The 21,827-nt window shown below is 62.5% G+C and carries 23 protein-coding genes; 12 read left to right on the forward strand and 11 right to left on the reverse strand.

What is annotated here, in order from left to right:
* Nucleotides 1–281 precede the first annotated feature (281 nt).
* Entirely contained in the window at nucleotides 282–914 is a 633-nt protein-coding gene (locus tag SLT36_RS18815) for an ATP-dependent Clp protease proteolytic subunit (protein ID WP_067962859.1), read from the reverse strand.
* A 296-nt stretch (nucleotides 915–1,210) separates the two neighbouring features.
* Between SLT36_RS18815 and SLT36_RS18820 the strand changes: the two genes are divergently transcribed.
* Both SLT36_RS18820 and SLT36_RS18825 read left to right on the forward strand, forming a co-directional pair.
* The gene (locus tag SLT36_RS18820) at nucleotides 1,211–1,813 is read left to right on the forward strand and encodes a class I SAM-dependent methyltransferase (protein ID WP_432283901.1); all 603 of its coding nucleotides are present in this window, start codon (nucleotides 1,211–1,213) and stop codon (nucleotides 1,811–1,813) included.
* Nucleotides 1,814–1,842: 29 nt separating this feature from the next.
* Complete coding sequence (locus SLT36_RS18825; protein WP_432283902.1) at nucleotides 1,843–2,490, forward strand: CatB-related O-acetyltransferase; 648 nt, start codon at nucleotides 1,843–1,845, stop codon at nucleotides 2,488–2,490.
* Nucleotides 2,491–2,527: 37 nt separating this feature from the next.
* Here SLT36_RS18825 and SLT36_RS18830 read toward each other — a convergent pair whose 3' ends face one another.
* From SLT36_RS18830 to SLT36_RS18855, 6 genes are all read right to left on the reverse strand, one after another.
* The gene (locus tag SLT36_RS18830; protein WP_432283903.1) at nucleotides 2,528–3,682 is read right to left on the reverse strand and encodes a hypothetical protein; all 1,155 of its coding nucleotides are present in this window, start codon (nucleotides 3,680–3,682) and stop codon (nucleotides 2,528–2,530) included.
* Between the two features lie 79 nt (nucleotides 3,683–3,761).
* Nucleotides 3,762–4,106 (reverse strand): cupin domain-containing protein, encoded by a 345-nt coding sequence (locus SLT36_RS18835; protein ID WP_432283904.1) that lies wholly within the window; start codon nucleotides 4,104–4,106, stop codon nucleotides 3,762–3,764.
* A gap of 80 nt (nucleotides 4,107–4,186) precedes the next feature.
* Nucleotides 4,187–5,470, reverse strand: coding sequence for an O-acetylhomoserine aminocarboxypropyltransferase (locus SLT36_RS18840; protein ID WP_067962865.1), 1,284 nt, complete (start codon nucleotides 5,468–5,470; stop codon nucleotides 4,187–4,189).
* A gap of 145 nt (nucleotides 5,471–5,615) precedes the next feature.
* Entirely contained in the window at nucleotides 5,616–6,137 is a 522-nt protein-coding gene (locus SLT36_RS18845) for a CoA-binding protein (RefSeq protein WP_432283905.1), read from the reverse strand.
* A gap of 71 nt (nucleotides 6,138–6,208) precedes the next feature.
* On the reverse strand, nucleotides 6,209–6,631 hold the full coding sequence (locus SLT36_RS18850) for a VOC family protein (protein WP_432283906.1): 423 nt from the start codon (nucleotides 6,629–6,631) through the stop codon (nucleotides 6,209–6,211).
* Nucleotides 6,632–6,633: 2 nt separating this feature from the next.
* Complete coding sequence (locus tag SLT36_RS18855; protein WP_432283907.1) at nucleotides 6,634–7,455, reverse strand: enoyl-CoA hydratase; 822 nt, start codon at nucleotides 7,453–7,455, stop codon at nucleotides 6,634–6,636.
* A gap of 181 nt (nucleotides 7,456–7,636) precedes the next feature.
* Between SLT36_RS18855 and SLT36_RS18860 the strand changes: the two genes are divergently transcribed.
* The 3 genes from SLT36_RS18860 to rpsI all read left to right on the forward strand — a co-directional run bounded on the left by SLT36_RS18860 (nucleotide 7,637) and on the right by rpsI (nucleotide 9,259).
* Nucleotides 7,637–8,095, forward strand: a complete 459-nt coding sequence (locus SLT36_RS18860; protein ID WP_432283908.1) for a PaaI family thioesterase — start codon at nucleotides 7,637–7,639, stop codon at nucleotides 8,093–8,095.
* A gap of 220 nt (nucleotides 8,096–8,315) precedes the next feature.
* Complete coding sequence (gene rplM, locus SLT36_RS18865; RefSeq protein WP_067962880.1) at nucleotides 8,316–8,780, forward strand: 50S ribosomal protein L13; 465 nt, start codon at nucleotides 8,316–8,318, stop codon at nucleotides 8,778–8,780.
* Between the two features lie 2 nt (nucleotides 8,781–8,782).
* Nucleotides 8,783–9,259: a 30S ribosomal protein S9 gene (gene rpsI / locus SLT36_RS18870; RefSeq protein ID WP_067962883.1), complete on the forward strand. Its 477-nt coding sequence runs from the start codon at nucleotides 8,783–8,785 to the stop codon at nucleotides 9,257–9,259.
* A gap of 413 nt (nucleotides 9,260–9,672) precedes the next feature.
* Here rpsI and SLT36_RS18875 read toward each other — a convergent pair whose 3' ends face one another.
* Entirely contained in the window at nucleotides 9,673–10,746 is a 1,074-nt protein-coding gene (locus SLT36_RS18875) for a glycerophosphodiester phosphodiesterase family protein (RefSeq protein WP_432283909.1), read from the reverse strand.
* Nucleotides 10,747–10,935: 189 nt separating this feature from the next.
* Between SLT36_RS18875 and speB the strand changes: the two genes are divergently transcribed.
* From speB to SLT36_RS18890, 3 genes are all read left to right on the forward strand, one after another.
* A complete protein-coding gene (speB, locus tag SLT36_RS18880) occupies nucleotides 10,936–11,892 on the forward strand; it encodes an agmatinase (RefSeq protein ID WP_432283910.1) in 957 nt (318 codons plus the stop codon).
* Between the two features lie 85 nt (nucleotides 11,893–11,977).
* Nucleotides 11,978–12,916, forward strand: a complete 939-nt coding sequence (argC, locus tag SLT36_RS18885; protein WP_432283911.1) for an N-acetyl-gamma-glutamyl-phosphate reductase — start codon at nucleotides 11,978–11,980, stop codon at nucleotides 12,914–12,916.
* 2 nt (nucleotides 12,917–12,918) lie between these two features.
* Nucleotides 12,919–13,773, forward strand: a complete 855-nt coding sequence (locus SLT36_RS18890) for an aminoglycoside phosphotransferase family protein (RefSeq protein ID WP_432283912.1) — start codon at nucleotides 12,919–12,921, stop codon at nucleotides 13,771–13,773.
* Here the strand turns inward: SLT36_RS18890 and SLT36_RS18895 are convergent.
* Nucleotides 13,763–14,857 carry a COX15/CtaA family protein gene (locus SLT36_RS18895; protein ID WP_432283913.1) on the reverse strand — a complete coding sequence of 365 codons (1,095 nt, stop codon included), beginning with the start codon at nucleotides 14,855–14,857 and terminating at the stop codon, nucleotides 13,763–13,765. The genes SLT36_RS18890 and SLT36_RS18895 overlap by 11 nt on opposite strands.
* Nucleotides 14,858–15,041: 184 nt before the next feature.
* On the opposite strand from SLT36_RS18895, the gene SLT36_RS18900 reads away from it, so the two are divergent.
* Nucleotides 15,042–15,260 (forward strand): DUF2842 domain-containing protein, encoded by a 219-nt coding sequence (locus SLT36_RS18900; protein WP_432283914.1) that lies wholly within the window; start codon nucleotides 15,042–15,044, stop codon nucleotides 15,258–15,260.
* 2 nt (nucleotides 15,261–15,262) lie between these two features.
* Here SLT36_RS18900 and SLT36_RS18905 read toward each other — a convergent pair whose 3' ends face one another.
* Nucleotides 15,263–16,312, reverse strand: coding sequence for a polysaccharide deacetylase family protein (locus SLT36_RS18905; RefSeq protein WP_432283915.1), 1,050 nt, complete (start codon nucleotides 16,310–16,312; stop codon nucleotides 15,263–15,265).
* 90 nt (nucleotides 16,313–16,402) lie between these two features.
* Between SLT36_RS18905 and SLT36_RS18910 the strand changes: the two genes are divergently transcribed.
* Nucleotides 16,403–17,611: a GNAT family N-acetyltransferase gene (locus SLT36_RS18910; protein WP_432283916.1), complete on the forward strand. Its 1,209-nt coding sequence runs from the start codon at nucleotides 16,403–16,405 to the stop codon at nucleotides 17,609–17,611.
* Nucleotide 17,612: 1 nt separating this feature from the next.
* Here the strand turns inward: SLT36_RS18910 and SLT36_RS18915 are convergent, their stop codons facing one another.
* On the reverse strand, nucleotides 17,613–19,829 hold the full coding sequence (locus SLT36_RS18915; RefSeq protein WP_432283917.1) for a GumC family protein: 2,217 nt from the start codon (nucleotides 19,827–19,829) through the stop codon (nucleotides 17,613–17,615).
* Between the two features lie 217 nt (nucleotides 19,830–20,046).
* Here SLT36_RS18915 and SLT36_RS18920 point away from each other — a divergent pair, with 217 nt between their 5' ends.
* Entirely contained in the window at nucleotides 20,047–20,613 is a 567-nt protein-coding gene (locus tag SLT36_RS18920; protein WP_432283918.1) for a polysaccharide biosynthesis/export family protein, read from the forward strand.
* A gap of 6 nt (nucleotides 20,614–20,619) precedes the next feature.
* Entirely contained in the window at nucleotides 20,620–21,771 is a 1,152-nt protein-coding gene (locus SLT36_RS18925; RefSeq protein WP_432283919.1) for a glycosyltransferase family 4 protein, read from the forward strand.
* Nucleotides 21,772–21,827: the final 56 nt, after the last annotated feature.

Raw genomic sequence — 21,827 nt, forward strand, 5'->3', positions numbered from 1 at the left:
TGCCGCCCGGCCGAAGGTCTGGCTCCGGGGCGCATATGCAATCTAACGACGGACGCCGCCACCGCCATTCCCTGGCCGCCGCAACGATTTCCGTACACTCACATTCCAGAAGTCGCTGCAACGAGTCGCGGCACCCTTGAACAACGCTAAGCCGTCGAAGCTCAACGCCACCTTAACGTAGGCCGACGCTTCCATCGAGGGAACAGCAAAATGTGTCCGAAATGCCGCAGGGCACCTCAAAAATGCGAGATGTGGCCCTGCAGGCAGGTCGCAGCGTCCAATCACGAAGCCGTGGCACCCTCAGCGACGTCGCGGCTTTCGATGACCTTATCGATCAAACCGAAGTCACGCGCCTCGTCGGCAGTCATGAAATGGTCGCGGTCGAGCGTCCGTTCAATGGTGTCATAGTCCTTGCCGGTGTGCTTGACGTAGACCTCGTTGAGGCGACGCTTGAGCTTGATGATGTCCTGGGCGTGGCGTTCGATGTCCGAAGCCTGGCCGGAGAAACCGCCGGAGGGCTGGTGCACCATGATGCGGGCGTTCGGGGTTGCGAAGCGCATGTCCTTGTGGCCGGCGCAGAGCAGCAACGAGCCCATCGAGGCGGCCTGGCCGATGCACAGCGTCGATACCGCCGGCTTGATGAACTGCATGGTGTCGTAGATCGCCATTCCCGAGGTCACCACGCCGCCCGGCGAGTTGATGTAGAGGTTGATCTCTTTCTTCGGGTTCTCGGCCTCGAGGAACAGCAACTGGGCGCAGACAAGCGTCGCCATGCCGTCCTCGACCGGACCGGTGATGAAGATGATGCGCTCCTTGAGCAGGCGCGAGAAGATATCGTAGGCGCGCTCGCCGCGATTAGTCTGCTCGACCACCATCGGAACGAGGTTCATATATGTTTCGACGGGGTTCTTCATCGACTGTCCCTTTATCGTGAGGGGATTCCGGCGCCGGACGGGCAGAATCGGTTCAGAGGCTTTGCCCTGTAAATAGGATGCCGCCTCACCATTGCGCAAGGCCGGTGAACACGCATGATTTCAGCTATCGCTAACTTTCACTGCGACAGCTGGCTCAATGCTCGGCACTGGAACTTTCCATGCCTGCTGCGGTAGTGGCTCCTCTCAAATGACGCTCGGCTGTCGGTTGAGCGGATATCCGGCCTTGATGACGATCTTGATGGCCTGTTTTGCGGACACCAGCTATCGGAGCGATCGTGAGGGAAGCCAAAGACCAGGAAACGATCCGGTTCTACTCGAACGAGGCAGAAACCTACACGGCAAGGGGCCAGCCGGCGAGCAGGCACCGTCTCCACGACTTCATGGCCCGCTTGCCCGCCGGTGGCCGCGTGCTGGAACTCGGATGCGGGGCGGGACAAGACAGCGAGGCCATGCTTGCCGAAGGCTTCGACGTAACGCCGTCAGACGGCACCGAGGCAATCGCCGCGGCGGCCGCAAGGCGGCTTGGCCGGGCCGTCAAGGTCCTTCTGTTTGAAGACATCGAAGAAATCGACGCTTATGACGGCGTGTGGGCCAATGCCTGCCTGCTGCATGTGCCGCGCGAACATCTTCCGGCAATCATTGCCCGTGTTCAAAGGGCGCTGGTCCGCGGAGGGGTGTTTTATGCAAGCTTCAAGGCTGGCGAGACCGAAGGGCGCGACCGCTTCGGAAGGTACTACAATTACCCTTCGCGGGAATGGCTGGTAGGCGCATATGGCGTCCGCGGCTGGAACGGGCAAATCGAAATCACCAGCCGCAGAGGCAGCGGCTACGACGGCCAGCCAACAGACTGGCTTCATGTATTCGCCACCAAAGCCTGAGCGGCTGGGGTGGCGCGAGATCGCAAGCAATGACAAACGATACCAAGCACTGGTCCAGGGTGGAACTGCTGCATGAGACGGTGAGGAACCCGAACATCCATGTTCGCGGCACGCACAGCTACTACAGCGATGCCTGGTCGGGATCGTTCGAGGACAGCGTGGTACGTTATCTCTATGGCGACGCCCACAGCCTCAAGGCATGGCAGCCGGCCTGGCCGATCGACCAGCTCCGCATCGGCGACTATGTCTGCATCGGCGCAGAAGCGGTGATCCTGCTGGGCGGTAACCACACGCACCGCACCGATTGGTTCAGTCTCTATCCGTTCCCGGAGTTCATTCTGGATGCCTATGCCGGCAAGGGCGACACGATCATCGGCGATGGCGCCTGGATCGGCATGCGCGCCATGATCATGCCGGGCGTGACCGTCGGTGAAGGCGCCATCATCGCCTCGGGCGCGATCGTGACCAAGGACGTGGCGCCCTACACGATCGTTGCCGGAAATCCGGCCGTGCCGATCAAGACGCGTTTTGCGCAGGCCGTTGTCGACAAATTGCTGGCGCTGAAGGTCTACGAATGGCCCGCGGAGAAGTTCGAGGCGCTGAAGCCGCTGCTATGCGCCAACGAGATCGACGCGCTGACATCGGCGTCGGAAAAATTCGATGCGGGGCGAAGCTGACGCTCAGAGCCGGATCACATATTCCTTGCGAGTCGTTTCAAGCACTTCCCAGCCCGTCTTTACTCGGTCGCCTCCGGGACGGCAGAGCCCCGAACGGCATCTTCAACTGATCGATGCGACTGAGTTCAGCAATCGGACTTCCGCCGTGGCGATGGCTTAAGTACGCACCCAGGGAATACGGCCCAATAAATTTGCCTACCGAGGGGACGGCGACATAAATCTCGCCCTCATTGTACCTGCGCAGCAGATCTTCTCGAATTTCTATATTTTTCGATACTCGAACGGCAGAAATATGCCCACTGGGGTGAGCAATCGATACTGACAAATCACCGCCGACAGTAGAAACATAGATTGTCCAGCCTCCAGAGTAGCCCCATGCCTCTTGTACCCACAGCTTAGCGCCTAGGTCATAGGCGGTTCCTTGCACCCCCAACGCACGTCTCTTCTCATAGGACGCCTCGCGCAGGCCAGCCCTTAAGATGGCGGCATATTCAGACAATACAAACTCTTCACCAATGATATTGGAACCTAACCCAAGAGCCAATTTACACAAGAATCGATCGGCAAATCCAAGATCAATTTGAGATGATACTATGTTTACACTTGATTTTCCTCTGATATATTCAACGTCTTTCCGCACTATCGGGTCATCCATATCAGGCGGAGGAAAAATTACATCGGCTCCATCAAAATCACTGTCGACTGAAGTTAAGCAGAAACGTCTGGATCGCGTGAAATGCTTGTGAAATGAAGAAATTCCCACAAATAGCCAAAAATCATCATCAGCGGTTAGATGAATGTAGGCGCGCCCCGCTTCTGATTTTTTCTTCTGCCTTTTTGGATTCCCACCAACGTATGTGTCCCAAATAGGTTCGCTGGCAGGGCGCAGATGGTAGATGTGCTCCCCACTTGGCCCGGACCAATTATCGCAAACCCAACCGGGCTCGACTGGAAAGTCCTTTAGCTGGCCCATGTACGCAAGACTGGTAGCGGTAGGTTTCTCGGGGTCCAAAAAGCAGAAGTCACTATTCAGCTTTTCGTTGGTGATAAACCAGCTTTTAGAAAATGGCCCATCAACGAACAGTCCGCAGAGGTGGTTGCACGGATCACAAACACTTTTGCTGACGAAAATCTCTGGTGGGCGATCGACACCTATACTCTTGGGCCACACGTGCTCGATCGAACGAAACATTTCGTCCGCCAGCGCTCTCCCGCAGTAAATGCAGCGCCTCTGCAAAGTCATGGCAATGCGATCGACATCATGTCCACTGCTACAGCCGGATCACATATTCCTTGCGAGTCGTTTCAAGCACTTCCCAGCTTCCCCTGAAGCCGGGCCTGAGGACGAAGCTGTCGCCGGCCCGCACCGTGCGGGCCTCGCCGCCCTCCTCCGAGATGACGGAGACGCCAGACAGGATGTGGCAGAACTCCCATTCGTCATATTCGATGCGCCATTTGCCCGGCGTCGACTGCCAGATGCCGGCATAGAGCCCGCCATCGGCCTCCTCGGCATTCCAGGTGGTGAATTTCGGGTCTCCCGAAATCAGCCGGCCGCCTGCCGGCGCGCCTGATTCCGGCTCGATGCCATTGACGTCGATGGTCAGAAACAGCGGCAAGATCGCACTCCAAAAAGCAAAAGACCTCGGCAAAAGGCCCCGGCAGTACGCGCTGCCGGAGCCAAGTCTTGCACGGCCGGTCAGGCCTTGGCCAGCGCCTGCTCGAGGTCGGCGATGATGTCGCTGACATCCTCGATGCCGACCGAGAGGCGGACGACGTCGGGTCCGGCGCCTGCGGCGATCTTCTGCTCGTCGGAGAGCTGGCGATGGGTGGTCGAGGCGGGATGGATGACCAGCGACTTGGTGTCGCCGATATTGGCGAGGTGCGAGAACAGCTCCAGGCCTTCGACGAACTTGACGCCCGCTTCGTAGCCGCCCTTGAGGCCGAAGGTGAAGACCGCACCGGCGCCATTGGGCGAATACTTCTTCATCAACGCATGGTTCTTGTCGCTCTTGAGGCCGGGATAGGCCACCCATTCCACCTTGGGGTGGTCGGACAGCCAGCCGGCGACGGTCAGCGCATTGTCGCAATGGCGCTGCATGCGCAGCGGCAGGGTCTCCAGGCCGGTGAGGATCAGGAACGAGTTGAACGGCGAAATGGCGGGGCCGAGGTCGCGCAGGCCGAGCACGCGGGCGGCAATGGCGAAGGCGAAGTTGCCAAAGGTCTCGTGCAGCACGACGCCGCCATATTCGGGCCGCGGTTCCGACAGCATCGGATACTTGCCCGACTTCGACCAGTCGAAGGTGCCGCCGTCGACGATGACGCCGCCGATCGAGTTGCCATGGCCGCCGATGAACTTGGTCAGCGAATGGACGACGATGTCGGCGCCATGCTCGATCGGGCGGATGAGGTATGGGCTTGCCAGCGTGTTGTCGACGATCAGCGGCAGGCCGTGCTTGCGGGCAATGTCGGCGATCTTCTCGATGTCGACGAAGGTGCCGCCGGGATTGGCCAGGCTCTCGATGAAGATCGCCTTGGTCTTGCCGTCGATCTGCTTGTCGAAGCTCGAGATATCGTTGGTGTCGGCCCAGCGCGCTTCCCAGCCGAAATTCTTGAAGGCATGGCCGAACTGGTTGATCGAGCCGCCATAGAGGCGGGTCGCGGCGACGAAATTGTCGCCCGGGCGCATCAGATTGTGGAACACCAAAAGCTGGGCGGCGTGGCCGGAGGCGGTGGCAAGCGCCGCCGTACCGCCTTCAAGCGCTGCGATGCGCTCCTCGAGCACGGCCTGGGTCGGGTTCATGATGCGGGTGTAGATGTTGCCGAACGCCTTGAGCCCGAACAGCGAGGCTGCGTGGTCGGCATCGTCGAAGACATAGGACGTCGTCTGGTAGATCGGCGTGGCGCGGGCGCCGGTTGCCGGATCGGGCTTGGCGCCGGCGTGGACGGCAAGCGTGTTGAAACCAGGGGCGCGCTGGGACATCTTTTTCCTCCAAAGAATAGGTTCGTCAAATCAGCTGGCATCTTTGGCCAAGGCCGCGGCGGAAAGCAAAGACGAAAATTTCACATCTGCCGCGGCAGGCAGAGATTATTTGCGCGGCATTGCAAAAACCCGCACGAATGCCGGATTATTTTGCGCGGATGCCGAAACTCTGGAAACCCTCGCGCATGACAGGGCGCTTCGAGGAGAGCACGCCGGAATTGACGCCGTTCCAGCCGATTTCGCCGGCAAGCCGCGCATATTCGATCTTGGGGCAGCGGTTCATGACGACCTTGATGCCCGCGGCCTCGGCGCGCGCGGCGGCCTCGTCATGGCGAACGGTCAGTTGCATCCAGACCACCTTCGGCAGCGGATCGAGCTTGAGCACATCGTCGACGATGCCTGGCACGGCAGGCGATGCCCTGAAAACATCGACCATGTCGATCGGCGCGGGGATGTCGGCAAGGCTGGCATATGTCATGCGGCCAAGGATGTCCTTGCCGGCATGTCCTGGATTGACCGGAAAGACCTCGTAGCCCTTGTCGATCAGATATTTGGTGACGAAGTAGCTCGGCCTGACGTCATTGGCCGACGCGCCGACGACGGCGATCGTCTTCACCGCATTCAGAATGCCGGCGATGTAGGCGTTGTCGTAGCTGTCGTGGTTCATCTGTCGTTGTTCATGGCCGCCTTGTTCGACGGCACTGGATACCGGCTTTCGAAAGCGTGTGCAAACACACGTCACGGCAGCGAGATCGAGCCATCCTCTGCGATCGGGAAATCGGGATTGTGGGCCACTTCCCACAAATGGCCTTCGGTATCGGCGAAATAGCCGTACCAGCCGCCCCAGAAGGCGCGCTGCGCCGGCTTGACGATGCGGCCGCCTGCCCTTTCGGCCGTCGCCAGGATCTCGTCGACCTCCGCCTCGGAGCGCGTGTTGTAGGCAATCGACACACCGGAGAAACCGCCCTTGCCACTGGGAACGCCGGCGTCGGCAGCCAGCTGGTCGCGGCTCCAGAGACCGAGCACGATGCCCCCCATCTGGAAGAAGGCGACACCCTCGGTGATCGACTGGTTCCGCCTGAGCCCCATTGCTTCATAGAAGCGCACGGCACGGCCGAGATCGTCCACTCCAAGTGTTACAAGCGAAAGGCGTTGTTCCAAACCTATTCTCCTGTCCAGTCGGCCTGGCGCTTGTCGATGAATGCGCCAATCCCCTCCTCGGCATCCTTTGCCAGCATGTTGTCGACCATCACCCTGGCTGCATGATCATAGGCCTCGGCAAGGCTCATCTCGGCCTGGGCGTAGAACGCCTCCTTGCCGATCTTCAGCGTCAAAGGCGATTTCGAAACAATGGTTTGCGTATATTTGCCAACAATGTGATTCAGGTATTCACGCGGCACGACACGGTTGACCAGACCGAAGTCGCGCGCTGTCGTGGCGTCGATGGTCTCACCGGTCAAAAGCATCTCCATCGCCTGCTTGCGCGAGACATTGCGCGAGAGCGCGACCATCGGCGTCGAGCAGAACAGGCCGATATTGACGCCGGGCGTGCAGAAGGTGGACTGATCGGAGGCAATGGCGAGATCGCAACTGGCGACGAGTTGCAGGCCGGCCGCGGTGGCGAGGCCGTCGACCTCGGCGATGACAGGCTTGGGGTGGCGCACGATCGACTGCATCAGCGCCGAGCAGCGCGACATTGTGAGCTCGAAGAAGGCGCGGCCGCGATCGGCATCGCTTCGGTGCGCCGTCAGTTCCTTGAGGTCATGGCCGGCTGAAAACACGCCGCCCTCGGCGGCGATGACGATGACCCGGATCGCCTTGTCGTCCATGGCGCCATCCAGCTGGGCCTGAAGTGCTGCCATTGTCGCGACCGAGAGCACGTTAGCCGGCGGATTGGAGAGCACCAGACGCAGCACGCCCTTGTCCAGACTGGCCCAAACCGGACCTTCCGGTGTGCTACGTTTGATGGCGACGATTTCTGCCATGGTGTCCCCTGAGCGAGTTCAGTGCGGCGAAAGACGAATCGCCAAAGTCGAGCCTCAGCCATATACGTTTGCACACAAACTTGGTTCCCAACCATGTGAACGTGGCGAACTCGACGGTTCATCCGGCAAGCCTAGAAATGGGGCCGGGGCGCATGATGGGAAAGTCGATGGAAAGAGCTATATGCCCGAGCAGCACGGACTGACGCCGACGATGACGGCGAACGAGGTCAACGATCTCCTCAAGCAGGTCTACCCTCAGCTCAACGAACATTACGACTTCTACCGGGTGACGGAGGTTTTCCCGGGTGGATGCACCGTGCGCCTCAACGCCGACGAACGCCATCTCCGGCCCGGCGGCACAGTCTCGGGCCCGTCGCTGTTCACGCTTGCCGACATCGGCGGCTATGTCTGCGTGCTGAGCCACGCCGGACCAGACGCCTTGTCGGTGACGACCAATCTCAACATCAGCTTCATGCGCAAGGCCGAAGCCGGCCCGATCGACGGCCACTGCCGCATTCTGAAGCTCGGCAAGAGCCTGATGGTGTTCGACATCGACATCGTCGCCGGCCCGGACCGGCAGACGGTAGCGCACGCAACCGGCACCTATTCGATCCCGCCGAAGCGCCAAACGACGTGGTAAAATAATACCACACTCATAACATCTTGTTTTTGCTACGTATTACAAGACGACTGCCTTTTTCGGCTCGCTTGACGAGCCATCAGCCCTCGCCTATAAGCCCATCCAAAGCAGCGGCCCGCAATGGCCGCCGTTTTGGTATTGGCGGCGGGCCCTGGCCGGACGCCAATGAAAGCAACAAGAAACGCCTTCTCCTGAAGGTCCGAACCGAAAGCATAAAACCATGACAACCTTTTCGCAGAAGCCTGCGGACGTGGTGAAGAAGTGGGTGCTGATCGACGCCGAAGGTCTCGTCGTCGGCCGTCTCGCCACCATCGTCGCCAACATCCTCCGCGGCAAGAACAAGCCGACCTTCACCCCGCACGTCGACGACGGTGACAATGTCATCATCATCAACGCCGACAAGGTCGCGTTCACCGGCAAGAAGTTCACCGACAAGGTGTACTACTGGCACACCGGCCACCCCGGCGGCATCAAGGAGCGCACCGCGCGCCAGCTGCTCGAAGGCCGTTTCCCTGAGCGCGTGCTCGAGAAGGCCGTTGAGCGCATGATCCCGCGTGGCCCGCTCGGTCGTCGCCAGATGAAGAATCTCCGCGTCTATGCAGGCGCCGATCATCCGCATGTCGCCCAGCAGCCTGTGACGCTCGACGTCGGCGCGCTGAACGCCAAGAACAAGAAGGCCTCGTAATCATGGCTGATCTCAGCTCGCTCGCAGAACTCGGCACCGTCGCTGCAGCCGCACAGCCGGCCGCTCCGGTCCACGTCCAGAAGCTCGACAAGAGCGGCCGCGCCTATGCCACCGGCAAGCGCAAGAACGCCATTGCTCGCGTCTGGATCAAGCCGGGCACCGGCAAGATCATCGTCAACGGCAAGGAATTCGCGACCTATTTCGCCCGTCCGGTGCTGCAGATGATCCTGAACCAGCCGATCGTCGCGGCTGCTCGCGTCGGCCAGTACGACGTCATCGCCACCGTCGTCGGCGGCGGTCTGTCGGGCCAGGCTGGTGCTGTTCGTCACGGCGTCTCCAAGGCGCTGACCTACTACGAGCCGACGCTGCGCGGCGTGCTCAAGAAGGGCGGCTTCCTGACCCGCGACAGCCGTGTCGTCGAGCGTAAGAAGTACGGCAAGGCCAAGGCCCGTCGTTCGTTCCAGTTCTCGAAGCGCTAAGCGTTTCGCAGTCCGGATTTCGGAAAAGGCCGCCTTCGGGCGGCCTTTTTCTTTTCCGCATGCTGTTCCGGCCCGCCTGGCTTATGCTTGGAAGCGCAACTTCAAGCCGCCGGTGGAAATCACCATGGTCCGCATGCTCGCACTGGCAGTCGCCATAGCCTTTGCCGCTGGCCCAGCAGAGGCCGCGTCGAACAAGTTTCTCAAGCGGGCAACCTCGTTCGACAGTTGCTGGATGCGCGCCTATGACAAGGCGATCGAAAAGGGTGCCGACGCGAAAGGCCGCCGGCAAAGCCGACAGCCACTGCAAGAAAAAGGGCAAGAATCTTCTCAAGGAGGGCGGCTCGAAATATTCGCTCAAGGACCGGCGCAAGGCGCTTCGGGGCTCAAGAGCGTATTAGCCCCTTCCCGCGGCATCAGTTGGTCGGCGGCTGGGACGCGCCCGCCTGGCCTGCGACAGAGGCCACGGGTTTTTCCACTTCGGCATAAGGCACACGATAGCCATTGGCGGCCAGCCAGTTGATGGCTGCACGCGGCTCGTCGGTCTGGATCATCGTCGCGCCGCGTTCGGCCCAGAAGCCGAACACTTCGTTGGGAAAACCGGCGGCCACCGCCAGTTCGTCGCCGCGGCCGCCGGCGAGATAGCCACCCGGCTTGTTGACGATGGCATGAGTGTCGACCCAGATGTGCCAGTTGCCGCGAATGGCCGCTGCCTTGACCCTGGCCGAAAACAGCGGCCCGCCAGATACGGTCATGGTTTCGGTGTCGCCGCGCCAGGCGATCATCTCCACGGCATTTGCGGCGAAAGCCTTGCCCGATGCCTCGACGAAAGCGGGGTCGCGCACGGCGTCGTCAGCCATGATCGGCATGAACTGGAAGCCTTGCCCGACCCGCGCCATCACCGCCTTCACGGTGGCGACACGCTCGGCATTCCACAGGTTCGCCTTGACCACCACCTGCTCTTCCATCTCCATGGCGCGCGCCAGCGCAACCATGTCGACGAGGTCGGCGGTGTCGAGCTTGTTGTCAAGATTGACCAGGATCCTGCCCTTGGCGACCGACAGATATTCCCGCAGCGTCGGCACTGTTTCGGCGGTGACAGTGCCGGTGCCCTCGACGACGAGCCGGCATGTCCGGAGCTCATCCATGCTGCGGGTTACGACCTCGCCCGTGCAGTCAGTGGTGCGGTCGAGCCAGCTGTCATGCATGACGATCAGTTCGCCGTCGGCGGAGCGGCGGATGTCGATCTCGACCATCTCGGCGCCGAGAGAGATCGCATCGCGCAGGGCGGCGATGGAGTTTTCGGCAAAGCGCCGCTTGCCGTCCTGCAGGCCGCCTGCCCTGTGCGCCACGACCATCACATGGTCACGCCACTGATTGGCATTTTCGAAGCGCGCGAGGATCTCTTCGGAACGAGAACCGGCATGGCCAGACGTCGCCATAGAGAGGGTCAGCAAGACCGAGACCGCGCCTGCCAGAACTGTCCGCATGGGAATCGCTCCATGGCTTGATATGCCTGGAGCGACCTAAAAGGCGGCGATGACATGGGCGTGAAAGACAGATGACAGGGCGATGAATGCAGCTGTCACACGCAATTCGCCATGGGGCTGGCATGTTGGTTCAGGCTTCTGTAGTTCTTGCGCCTCGAAATTCCGAAAGACCGAATTAGGAGACTGCCCATGCCCTCTTCGTCGATCGATCACGCCTTTACCGCACGCGGCCCCAAGGGTCGCTCGGGTGATCCGACCTATGCAGGGGCATTGTCCTTCATGCGCCGCAAATATTCGAAGAACGTCGCCGGCGCCGAGGCGGTGGTCTGGGGCATCCCCTTCGACGCCGCCGTCACCAACCGGCCGGGCGCGCGCTTCGGCCCGCAGGCGATCCGTCGCGCCTCGGCGATCTTCGACTGCGACCCGCAATATCCGTTCAACCGCGACCTGTTCGACGACCTCGCCGTCATCGACTATGGCGACTGCCTGCTCGACAGCGGCAACCACCAGAAGACCCCTGTTACAATCGAGCGCGAAGCAGCCAAGATCCTGAAATCGGGCGCCTTCCTTTTGACGCTCGGCGGCGACCATTTCGTCACCTGGCCGGTGCTGAAGGCGCATGCGGCGATCCACGGCCCGATGGCGCTGGTGCAGTTCGATGCCCACCAGGACACCTGGCCTGACGACGGCAAGCGCATCGATCACGGATCGTTCGTGGCGCGCGCCGTCAAGGACGGCATCATCGACCCCGATCGCTCGATCCAGATCGGTATCCGTACGCACGCGCCCGACGATTGCGGCATCAAGATCCTCTACGGCCACGAGGTCGAGGAGATGCGCGCCGCCGACATCGCCTATGCGATCGCCGAACGCACCGGCGGCAAGAAGACCTATGTCACCTTCGACATCGACTGCCTCGACCCGGCCTTTGCGCCCGGGACCGGCACGCCGGTGGCCGGCGGCCCGTCCTCGGCCAAGATCCTGTCGGTGCTGCGCCAGATGACCCAGATCGACATCGTCGGCGCCGACATCGTCGAGGTTGCACCGGCCTATGACCATGCCGATATTACGGCAATCGCCGGCTCGACGGTCGCCATGCATTATCTCGGCCTGTTGGCCGAGAAGAAGGCGCGCGACAAGGCCTGAGGCATTGAATCAACGGCTTGCGGACGAGAGTCCGAATTTGGCCATAACCACCTGAAATAACAAATTTTTCGACGGACGGCAGACAATGAAACCGAAAATCTTCATCGACGGCGAACACGGCACCACGGGCCTCCAGATCCGCACGCGCCTCGCCGCCCGCGACGACCTCGCCGTGCTGTCGATCCCGGAAGCCGAACGCCGCAACGTCGATCTCAGGGCCGAGCGCCTGCACGAGGCGGATGTCGCCATCCTGTGCCTGCCCGACGATGCCTCGAAGGAGGCCGTCCGCATTCTCGAAGGCAACAACTCGACCCGCATCATCGATACGTCGACGGCGCATCGCGTCCACCCCGACTGGGCCTATGGCTTTGCCGAGATGGACGCTGCCCAGCGCAAGCGCATCGCCGATGCACGGCTCGTCGCCAACCCGGGCTGCTATCCCACCGGCGCGATCTCGCTGATCCGTCCGCTGGTCGCGGCCGGCACCCTGCCGGCCGACTACCCAGTCAGCGTCAACGCCGTTTCCGGCTACACCGGCGGCGGCAAGCAGATGATCGGCCAGATGGAGGACGCCTCGCGCCCCGACCACATAGCTTCGCCGCACTTCCTCTACGGCCTGCCGCTGATGCACAAACACGTTGCCGAGATGAAGCAGCATGGCCTGCTCGAGCGCCGCCCGATCTTTGCGCCCTCGGTCGGCCGCTTTGCCCAGGGCATGATCGTCCAGGTTCCGCTGCACCTCGCCGACCTCAATGGCTCGGCCTCGATCACCGACATCCACGCGACGCTTGCCGCGCACTATGCCGGACAGGACATCGTCGAGGTCGTGCCGCTTGAGGTCAGCGCCAAGCTCGACCGGCTTGCCCCGACCGAGCTTGCCGACACCGACCGGATGAAGCTCTACGTCTTCGGCACCGAAGGCCAGGGCCAGGTCAATCTGGTGGCGCTGCTCGACAATCTCGGCAAGGGCGCTTCCGGTGCTGCCGTCCAGAACATGGACCTGATGCTCGGGCTCAGTCACTGAAGATGGATCAGGCTGCTATTCCAGGTCGTTGGCCAGATGAGTGGAATGTAAGCGATCCCCAGCTGATTGCCGAGACGTTTTCCAGCCGCATCTGGAAGGTGCGGCTGGCCGACGGCAAACCGGCCGTGGTCAAGGCGCTCAAGCCGTTCGACGATGTCGCCGACGAATTGCGCGGCGCACATTATCTCAGCTGGCGTGACGGCGTCGGCGCCGTGCGCCTGCTCGGCTTCGAGGGGCACGACATGCTGCTCGAATATGCCGGCGAGCGATTGCTCGTCGATGAACTCAACGAACACGGCGACCGCCACGCCACCGACATCGCCAACGAGGTGATGGCGCAGCTGTTTTCGCCGTCCGACGTCCCGCCTCCTGCCGATCTGCAGCCGCTGCGGCAGCGCTTCGACAGCCTGTTCAAGAAGGCCGAACTCGATCGCGACGCCGGGCTTGCAAGCCCCTACCGGGACGCATCAGTCATTGCCGAGCGGCTGCTGTCCGATCCGCACGAGCTGCGCGTGCTGCATGGCGACCTGCATCACGACAACATCCTTTTCGGCGAGCGCGGCTGGCTGGTCATCGACCCCAAGGGCATCCTTGGCGATCCGGGTTTCGACGCGGCGAACTTCTTCTACAACCCGCTTGACCGGCACGACGACCTCTGCGTCGATCCTCAGCGCATCGCCTACATGGCCGAGGTCTTCGCCAAAACTCTGGGGCAGCGTCCCGACACGATCCTGGATCACGCCATCGCCTGGGGCTGCCTGTCGTCGTCCTGGCACGCCGAGGACAAGAACGACGAGGACGAGGCGAGCGAACTCGCCGTCGTCGCAGCCGTCAGAGCTGTTCGCGCTAGCTTCTGACCGCGACGTCGTTTTCAAGGGGATATGCCCCCTTGGTCGCGCGCCAATGCGCCGTGGCAAAGATCAGCACGATCAGCGCAAAACCCTGATGCAGCAACGCCCAGTGCATATGCGCCTGCATCAGCAAGGTGCCGACGCCGATTGCCGCCTGCGCAACGATCAGCAGGGCCAGCACCCAGGCCCGGCGGGAATGGGTCGTGCGCGGCGCCTGCGTCATTGTCGTGAACGCATGCCAGAACGCCGCGACCAGCACCGTATAGGCGAACATGCGGTGGACGAACTGCACGGTCTTCGGGCTTTCGAAGAAGTTGCGCCAGACGGGCTCGATGACCAAAAGGTCGCCGGGGATGATGGCGCCGTCCATCAGCGGCCAGGTGTTGTAGGAAAGGCCGGCATGCAGGCCGGCAACCAGGGCGCCGAGATAGATCTGGAACATCACCAGCAGCACCATGATGCCCGCGAAGCGCTGGATGCGCCGGTCCGCCGGCGCCTCCGAATAGGTCGCAAGGCCGCGCGCGATGTAGGCGACAGCGGCGACGATGATGCAGGCGAAGGTGAGATGGATCGCCAGCCGGTACTGGCTGACCGAGACACGCTCCGACAGCCCCGAGGCGACCATCCACCAGCCGATGAACCCCTGGAACCCGCCGAGCGCCAGCAGGCCGACGAGGCGCGGTTTCAGCCGCCGCTCGAGGCGGCCCGAGATCCAGAAGAAGGCGAGCGGAATGGCAACGAGGAAGCCGACGCCGCGGGCGAGCAGGCGATGGGCCCATTCCCACCAGAAAATGCCCTTGAACTCGTCAACGGTCATGCCCTTGTTGATCTGCTCATATTGCGGGATCTGCTGATACTTCTCGAACTCCTCCTGCCATTCGGCCTGGTTGAGCGGCGGAATGACGCCGTGGATCGGCTTCCATTCGGTGATGGAGAGACCGGAGCCGGTCATGCGGGTGGCGCCGCCGACCATGACAAGCGCAAACAGCACCAGCAGCACGAGATAAAGCCAGCCGCGAACCAGCGTGCGGTTGCGCAGCTCCCTGTTGCGCTCGGCAAGCGGTGCGGCGGTGTTGGTCATGGCTGACATTGCAATCTTTCCCGGCAATCTTTCCCGGCAATCGTTCCCGGCTCATCGAAACCGCGGGACTGGTGGACCATGATGGCCCCGCTGGCAAGTTCGGCCCACGCGACACGCAGTCGCGCCGGCCACCCTACCCGGTTGCACCGGCTGGCCAGAGCGACTATGCGAAGCCTGGACAGAGGATGAAGAAATGCCCGTGCGCGTCAAGAAGCTGATCGGAACCGTGCTGCTGGTGCTGCTGGTCATCGTCTACGCGCTGATCGCGACCATGGTGGCTGTTGCCCAGCTGTCGCAATCAGGCCCTGTCACCCACCTGCTGTTCTTCTTCCTCAGCGGCCTGCTCTGGATCCTGCCTGCGATGCTGATCATCAAATGGATGGTCAAGCCATCCAAGACCGCCGGTCACTGAACCTACACAGTCACGAGCTTGCGACCGCCATTGGTGATCAATGTCGTCGCGCCCGACAGCATGGCGCGCATCGATGCGAGATCCTGGTAGCGGCCGTTGACCGAAATCCGCGGCAAAGCATGCATATGCGCGGCATGGCCGGGTACAAGAACGCCGTGCCGGGTCGTGACCGCCGACACGAAGCCGGCCTCGCGCGCCAGATGGGTCTCGCGCATGCCAGCCGCCGCCGCGTAGCCGTAAGGATAGGCGAAATGCTGCGGTGCCTCGCCCAATTCGGCCTCGATCAGACTGCGCGAGCGGTGCATCTCGCGCAGCGCCTTGCCGGCTTCGAGGCGCTTGAGATTGCAGTGATGGACCGTGTGGGCCCCGATCGTGACCAGCTTGTGGCTGGCGGCTCGCCTGATCTCGGTCCAATTCATCAACAGGTCGCGGTTTGGCGCCGAGGCGTCGACGCCAACCTGCTCGGCCAGGCCGCGCAGCACCTGTCGCTGATCTTCTTCCGACACTTCCGACGTCAGCCAGTCGGACAGTTCAAGGAAAGCGCCTTTGCGGTCACGCGGCGTGGCGCATTCGAATGTGCGTTGTTCGCCCATGACCGTGGCCGTCACCGGCTTGCCGGCTTCGACGATGTCGTCGAGAACCTCCCACCACAGGTCGGCAGCTCCCGAGGTGAGCCCCGGCGCGACATAGATGGTGATGGGCGCGCCATGGCTCTCGAGAACCGGCAAGGCCTCGAGGAGATTGTCGCGATAGGCGTCGTCGGCAGTGAGCGCTGCGAAGGGCCCCGTCCTGCGGCCGGAGTTCAGGCGGCCGACAACCTCATCCATCGAGACGAAGGCATAACCGAGCCGCTTCATCTCGCCGATAAGCACGTCGAGAAAGCCGGGCGTTATGGTCAGGTGACGATTGGGGCCGTCGGGCCGGTCGAGCAACGCACTGACCCGGTGCAGCATGAGGATAACGCCGACGCCGCCCACCAGCGGCTTGGCCAGAGCGCCAAGCCCACCATATCCGATCAGCAGGAAAGCCAGCTTTCTGGCTATGTCGATCATTCCTTCACCTTTGGCGCCTAGGCTCGGTGGCGTCGAGCATACCGAGGAATGCTCCATATATGCCGACCAATAGCCGGCAAGGATTGAAGTATGGTTGACGCTACTGCCCCCAGCGACAATGCCTTGCTCCGTCATGCTGCCGCCACCGGCAACGCGACGACGGCAGTTGTGCTGGCGGCTTCGTGCGATGCGTTGAGCGCCTACGGCAAGTTCACCAACATCCATGCGCCGGCCCAGAGCCCGGAATGGGTTGCCGCCTGGATCGAGACCTACAAACCCGACGCCATCCTGGCCACTTTGAGCGCCAATGGCCGGCCGGTCATGTCGCTTGCCCTTGAAGTCGTCCGCGAAGGGCCGTTTCGCATTGCCAGGTTTTTGGGCGGCAAACATGCCAACGGCAACTTTCCGGCTGCCGACAGGAACTGGCTTGCGGCGGCCAGCATCGACGACATCGGGGTCCTCGTCCGCGCAATCGGCACGGCCCGGCCGGATATCGATCTCGTTGCCTTCGACCGCCTGTTCAGCGACCTCGATGGCCTGCCCAATCCATTGCTGAGGCTGCCGTCGGCGCCGAGCCCGAATGTCGCCCTTGCCGTCGATCTCGACGGCGGCTTCGAGCGCGTGCTGACGCGAACCAGCGGCAAGAAGAAGCGCAAGCGGCATCGCAGCCAGGAGCGAAAATACGAAGCTTTCGGCGGCGCACGGCGCACGATGGCAACGACGACCGTCGAGGCCAATGCCATGCTCGACGCGTTCTTCGCCATGAAAGAGCAGCGCTTTGGCGCGATGGGCATCACCGACGTGTTTGCCGAGACCAACGTACGCACATTCTTCCGCAAGCTGTTCGTCGACGCGCTGTCAAGCGAACATCCATCCTTCGTCCTGCACGGGCTCGAAGTCGGCGGCAAGTATCGCGCGGTGACCGGCTCGAGCCGTGCCGGAAATCGACTGATCTGCGAGTTCGGCGCCATTTCAGACGACGAACTGGCCCATGCCAGCCCAGGCGAATACCTGTTCTTCGACAACATATCGGAAGCCTGCGGCCAGGGCTTCGGTGTCTACGATTTCAGCGTCGGCGACGAGCCTTACAAGCGGCAGTGGTGCGACCTCGAGATCCAGCATGCCGATGTGCTGGCGCCGCTGACGGCCAAGGGCCGCGTCTATTCGCTTGGCCTGAGGTCGCTGTCGCGCGCCAAAAGCGTTGTCAAGAACAACGACAGGCTGTGGGCGCTGATCAAACGCTTGCGTTCAGGCGTGCGCGGCAAGCCGGCAGCGGCGGCGCCCCCCGAAGAAGATTAGCTCAGGCAGCTGTCCGGGTCGGCTCCGGCGTCGTCGGCAGGTAATGGCCGACCGGAGTGACGAGAATGACGTCCTCGTAACCACCGGCACGCAGGCCGTCGGCGACATAGGCAATCTCGTCGTCATGGTGGAGGAAGCTGACCAGCACCTCGGTGCCGTCGCCGACAAGCCGCGTGATCTCGCCGGCGTCGGCCGGGCCGCATTCGACGACGACGAGGTCATAGGCGGTCGTCAGCGAGTCCATGATGATCGGCAGTCGATCGGCGGCACGCATGGCGCGCGCCGGATCGGCTGTGCCGACCGGCATGACATCGCAATCGGAATAATGGTCGGCGCGGATGACATCGGTGAACTGGGCTTCGGAGGCGAGCAGGTTGGTGATACCGGGATAACGGCCACCATCGAGCATCGGCCCTGCTGCGGCACCCGAAGCGGTCAAATCGAGCAGCAGCACACGCAGGCCGGAATCGGCGACTTCGCGGGCAACCAGTACCGCTGTCGCTGCCGCATCGTCGCCCTCGGGTGAAACGAAGATGGCACGCGCGGCACCCCCGGCAATCAGCCTTTCCGCCGCCGTCTCGATGCTGATGCCGCCATGGGTCGGCGCTTGCATGGGTTCCGCGGCGGGCTCATCGGCGACGGCAAGATCGTCCTGCGTATCGACCATCTCCTGCAGCGCGCCGTCGACGTCGGCAAGCGGAGCTGGAACCGCCGGCTCTTCTGCTTCAACCCAGGCCCGGGGCGCGTCATCTTCCGGCAGCTCGGCGGCGTGGCGCGCCGGCATCGCCACCGTCACAGGTGTAACGCGGGCGCCGGCGGCGGGGCGCATGGCGCGACCGGAGAACAACTCCTGCAGCAGGGTGAATATAGCCATCAGCAGCAGCGAACCGACGAAGGCGGCGCCGACGATCGGGACGACCTTGGGAAAGTAGGATTCGGACGGAACGATCGCTGTCGAAAACACGCGCGCGTCGACCGGCAGATAGTTGCGGTCCTGACGCGATGCGGCTTCGCGATAGCGGGTGAGATAGGATTCGAGCAGCGCGCGCTGGGCTGCGGCCTCACGCTCCAAGGCGCGCAGTTCGACCTCCTCCTCGGAGACGCGGGCCGACTCGACCTTCAGCCGGTTGAGGTCGGCGACAAGCTGCTTTTCGCGCAGGTCGGCGCTGCTGGCCTCGTTGACCAGTCCGACAAGCACCTTTTCAGCCTGCGAGCGGATCTGCGCGTCGAGGTCCGAAAGCTGGGAATTCAGCGCCCGTATGCGCGGATGATTGGGCAAAAGCGAGGTCGAAAGATCGGCGATATCGGCGCGCAGCTGAATCTGGCGCTCGCGCAGGCGCTGGATCAGGCCTGACGACAGCACCTCCGGGATGGCGTCGATCGACCCGCCGCCCTTCAAGGCCTGGCGCACGCTCTGCGCCGTGGCCTCGGCGGCCGAACGGCCGGCACGGACACGCGACAGCTCGCTCGAAAGTTCGGACAGCTGCTGGGTGGCAAGTGCGGAATTGTTCTGCCCGACGAGCAGGTCGGATTGCGAGCGGAAGCTGGCGACCTTGGCCTCGGCATCCTTGACGCGCTTGTTGAGGTCGGCGATCTCGGGCTTCAGCCAATCGGTCGCCTCGGTGCTCGACTCGAGTTTCGAACCGCGCTGGAATTCGAGATAGGCGTCTGCGATCGCATTGGGCACCGCCGCCGCAAGCTTGGGATCGGCCGAGGAGAACTGGATGACGATGACGCGCGATTTTTCGACGCGATAGACGGTCAGCTGTTCTCGGAATGCCTTGAGCACACGCTCTTCGGGCGGCAGCTCGCTGGGATCGCTCTTCAGCCCGGCAATCACCAGCAGGCGCGATATCGTCGACATCTCCGAAGCGGCGTCGAACTCCGGCAGGCTGGCGAGGTCGAGCTTCCTGGCAACCTGCTTGAGGATGTCGGTCGAACCGATGACCTCGACCTGGCTCGTCACCCCCTCCTCGTCGAGGATCGGACGTTCGTTGTCGCCGCTGCCGTCGGGCCTGGTGAAGACGGACTCGCGCGTTTCGATCAGAAGCCGGGTCTCGGCGCGGTATTTCGGCGTCGCCAGCGACGTCAGCACGAAGGCAAGAGCAGTGACGGCAACAGAAAACAGCAGCAGGCGCAGCCAGTTCCTCGCAAGACTGGCGAAGAGCTGACGCAGATCGACATCGACATCACCGGCAGTGGATTGGACGCCAGACATGCAGTTCCTACTCCGAGGCTGAGCAGACTGCACGGTAAACAAACATGGTAACCCATGCGTTAACAGCGCAGCCTCATCTACAACCCAGGCCATGCAAGATGGGCCGCGCCCTTTACCGGGCATTAACCCTAACAAGTCGATAACTGGCGCGAACCAATATTCCGCTGCCCAATATTCCGCGGCATGGCGGCAAGCCGTCGAAGGTGTGTCTGCAGAAATGAAAAGCTCCCTTCCCATTTGCCATGCGCTTCTCGCAGCCATGCTGGTCGTCAGCGGCTGCTCGAGCTATCGCCCCGCGCCTGCCGCCTTTCATGAAGTTCTCGACCAGCCCTACCGTCTCGGCGCCGGCGACCGCATTCGCGTCACCGTCTTCGAGCAGGAAGGCCTGACCAACACCTACAGCGTCGACCAGTCGGGCTACATCTCCTTCCCGCTCGTCGGCGGCGTGCCGGCGCGCGGCTATACTGCGCAGGAGGTCGAAAAGGCGCTGGCCGCCAAGCTGCGCCAGGGCTATCTGCGCGATCCTGACGTTTCGGTCGAGGTCGATCGCTACCGGCCGATCTTCGTCATGGGCGAAGTGGGTGCGGCCGGCCAATACTCCTATGTTCCCGGCCTGACCGTCCAGAAGGCCGTGGCCATGGCCGGCGGCTACAGCGCCCGCGCCAACCAGGGCAATGTCGACATCACCCGCGACATCAACGGCAAGGTGATGACCGGCCGCGTGCTGACCACGGACCCGCTTCTGCCCGGCGACACGATCTACGTGCGCGAGCGGCTGTTCTAAGCCGCCGTGCAGCAGACCCCGCCCCGCCAGCTCAGGATCGTCCATTGCTTCAGGTCGCCGGTCGGCGGCATCTTCAGGCATGTGCGTGATCTGACCGAAGCCCAGGTGGCCGCCGGCCACCAGGTCGGCATCATCTGCGACTCGACCACCGGCGGCGAGCATGAGGAGCACCTGTTCGAGGCGATCCGGCCGATGCTGGCGCTCGGCATCAGGCGCACGTCGATGCAGCGTCATATCGGGCCAGGCGACATCGCGGCGGGCTGGCGCACCTACAAGATCATCAAGGAATTGCGGCCGGACGTGCTGCACGGGCATGGCGCCAAGGGTGGTGCCTATGCGCGTGCGTTCGGCTCACTGTTGCGGGTTTCAAGGTATTGCGTGGCCCGCCTCTATTCGCCGCATGGCGGCACTCTGCACTATGACGAAAGGACGATGACCGGAAAGCTGTTCTTCGGGCTCGAACGCCTGATGGAGCGTTTCACCGATCATCTGCTGTTCGTCTCCGACTACGAACGCCGCACCTTCATCCGCAAGGTCGGTGAGCCGCGCGTGCCCAACAGCCTGGTCTATAACGGCCTCAGCGCCGCGGAATTCGAACCGGTGGCAGCTCAGCCCGATGCCGCCGACTTTCTCTATATCGGCATGATGCGCGACCTGAAGGGTCCCGACATGTTCATCGACGCGGTGAAGGCGGCAAGGCAGGAACTCGACAAGGACGTCACCGCTGTCATGGTCGGCGACGGCGAGGATCTGCCGCGCTACCACGCGCAGGTCGAAAGGCTCGAGCTCGACGGCAAGATCCGCTTCCTTGCGCCGATGCCGGCGCGCCAGGCGTTTGCGCTTGCCCGCTTCGTCGTCGTGCCGTCGCGCGCCGAGGCGATGCCCTACATCGTGCTGGAGACGCTTGCCGCCGCAAAGCCGATCGTGGCCACATCGGTCGGCGGCATTCCGGAGATTCTCGGAGCCCGGTCGCCGGCGCTGGTCAATCCGGACGCTGGCGAAATCGGCCTGAAGATGATCGAGGCCTTCCGGTCGCCTGCTGCCTATGCCGCCGCGATGCCCGACACCGCCGAGCTCAAGGCCCGTTTCGGCGTCGACGTGATGGCCCGCGAAGTCGAGAAAGCCTACTTCTCCGCACTGCCGAAAAAACGCGCCTGAAATACGCTACAAGACAATTTTGTTGTTCAAGGGTTTCTTAGCTCATCTTTGATATG

This window comes from Aminobacter sp. BA135 (assembly GCF_050859125.1).
Taxonomy (GTDB): domain Bacteria; phylum Pseudomonadota; class Alphaproteobacteria; order Rhizobiales; family Rhizobiaceae; genus Aminobacter; species Aminobacter ciceronei.

Excerpts from the sequence above, each read along its gene's own strand:
- SLT36_RS18905 (WP_432283915.1), bottom strand. The coding sequence starts at position 16,312 with ATGATCGACATAGCCAGAAAGCTGGCTTTCCTGCTGATCGGATATGGT.
- SLT36_RS18895 (WP_432283913.1), bottom strand. The coding sequence starts at position 14,857 with ATGTCAGCCATGACCAACACCGCCGCACCGCTTGCCGAGCGCAACAGG.
- SLT36_RS18900 (WP_432283914.1), top strand. The coding sequence starts at position 15,042 with ATGCCCGTGCGCGTCAAGAAGCTGATCGGAACCGTGCTGCTGGTGCTG.
- SLT36_RS18915 (WP_432283917.1), bottom strand. The coding sequence starts at position 19,829 with ATGTCTGGCGTCCAATCCACTGCCGGTGATGTCGATGTCGATCTGCGT.
- SLT36_RS18910 (WP_432283916.1), top strand. The coding sequence starts at position 16,403 with ATGGTTGACGCTACTGCCCCCAGCGACAATGCCTTGCTCCGTCATGCT.
- rplM (WP_067962880.1), top strand. The coding sequence starts at position 8,316 with ATGACAACCTTTTCGCAGAAGCCTGCGGACGTGGTGAAGAAGTGGGTG.
- rpsI (WP_067962883.1), top strand. The coding sequence starts at position 8,783 with ATGGCTGATCTCAGCTCGCTCGCAGAACTCGGCACCGTCGCTGCAGCC.
- SLT36_RS18855 (WP_432283907.1), bottom strand. The coding sequence starts at position 7,455 with ATGGCAGAAATCGTCGCCATCAAACGTAGCACACCGGAAGGTCCGGTT.
- SLT36_RS18825 (WP_432283902.1), top strand. The coding sequence starts at position 1,843 with ATGACAAACGATACCAAGCACTGGTCCAGGGTGGAACTGCTGCATGAG.
- argC (WP_432283911.1), top strand. The coding sequence starts at position 11,978 with ATGAAACCGAAAATCTTCATCGACGGCGAACACGGCACCACGGGCCTC.
- SLT36_RS18920 (WP_432283918.1), top strand. The coding sequence starts at position 20,047 with ATGAAAAGCTCCCTTCCCATTTGCCATGCGCTTCTCGCAGCCATGCTG.
- SLT36_RS18875 (WP_432283909.1), bottom strand. The coding sequence starts at position 10,746 with ATGCGGACAGTTCTGGCAGGCGCGGTCTCGGTCTTGCTGACCCTCTCT.
- speB (WP_432283910.1), top strand. The coding sequence starts at position 10,936 with ATGCCCTCTTCGTCGATCGATCACGCCTTTACCGCACGCGGCCCCAAG.
- SLT36_RS18840 (WP_067962865.1), bottom strand. The coding sequence starts at position 5,470 with ATGTCCCAGCGCGCCCCTGGTTTCAACACGCTTGCCGTCCACGCCGGC.
- SLT36_RS18845 (WP_432283905.1), bottom strand. The coding sequence starts at position 6,137 with ATGAACCACGACAGCTACGACAACGCCTACATCGCCGGCATTCTGAAT.
- SLT36_RS18830 (WP_432283903.1), bottom strand. The coding sequence starts at position 3,682 with ATGTTTCGTTCGATCGAGCACGTGTGGCCCAAGAGTATAGGTGTCGAT.
- SLT36_RS18890 (WP_432283912.1), top strand. The coding sequence starts at position 12,919 with ATGGATCAGGCTGCTATTCCAGGTCGTTGGCCAGATGAGTGGAATGTA.
- SLT36_RS18860 (WP_432283908.1), top strand. The coding sequence starts at position 7,637 with ATGCCCGAGCAGCACGGACTGACGCCGACGATGACGGCGAACGAGGTC.
- SLT36_RS18815 (WP_067962859.1), bottom strand. The coding sequence starts at position 914 with ATGAAGAACCCCGTCGAAACATATATGAACCTCGTTCCGATGGTGGTC.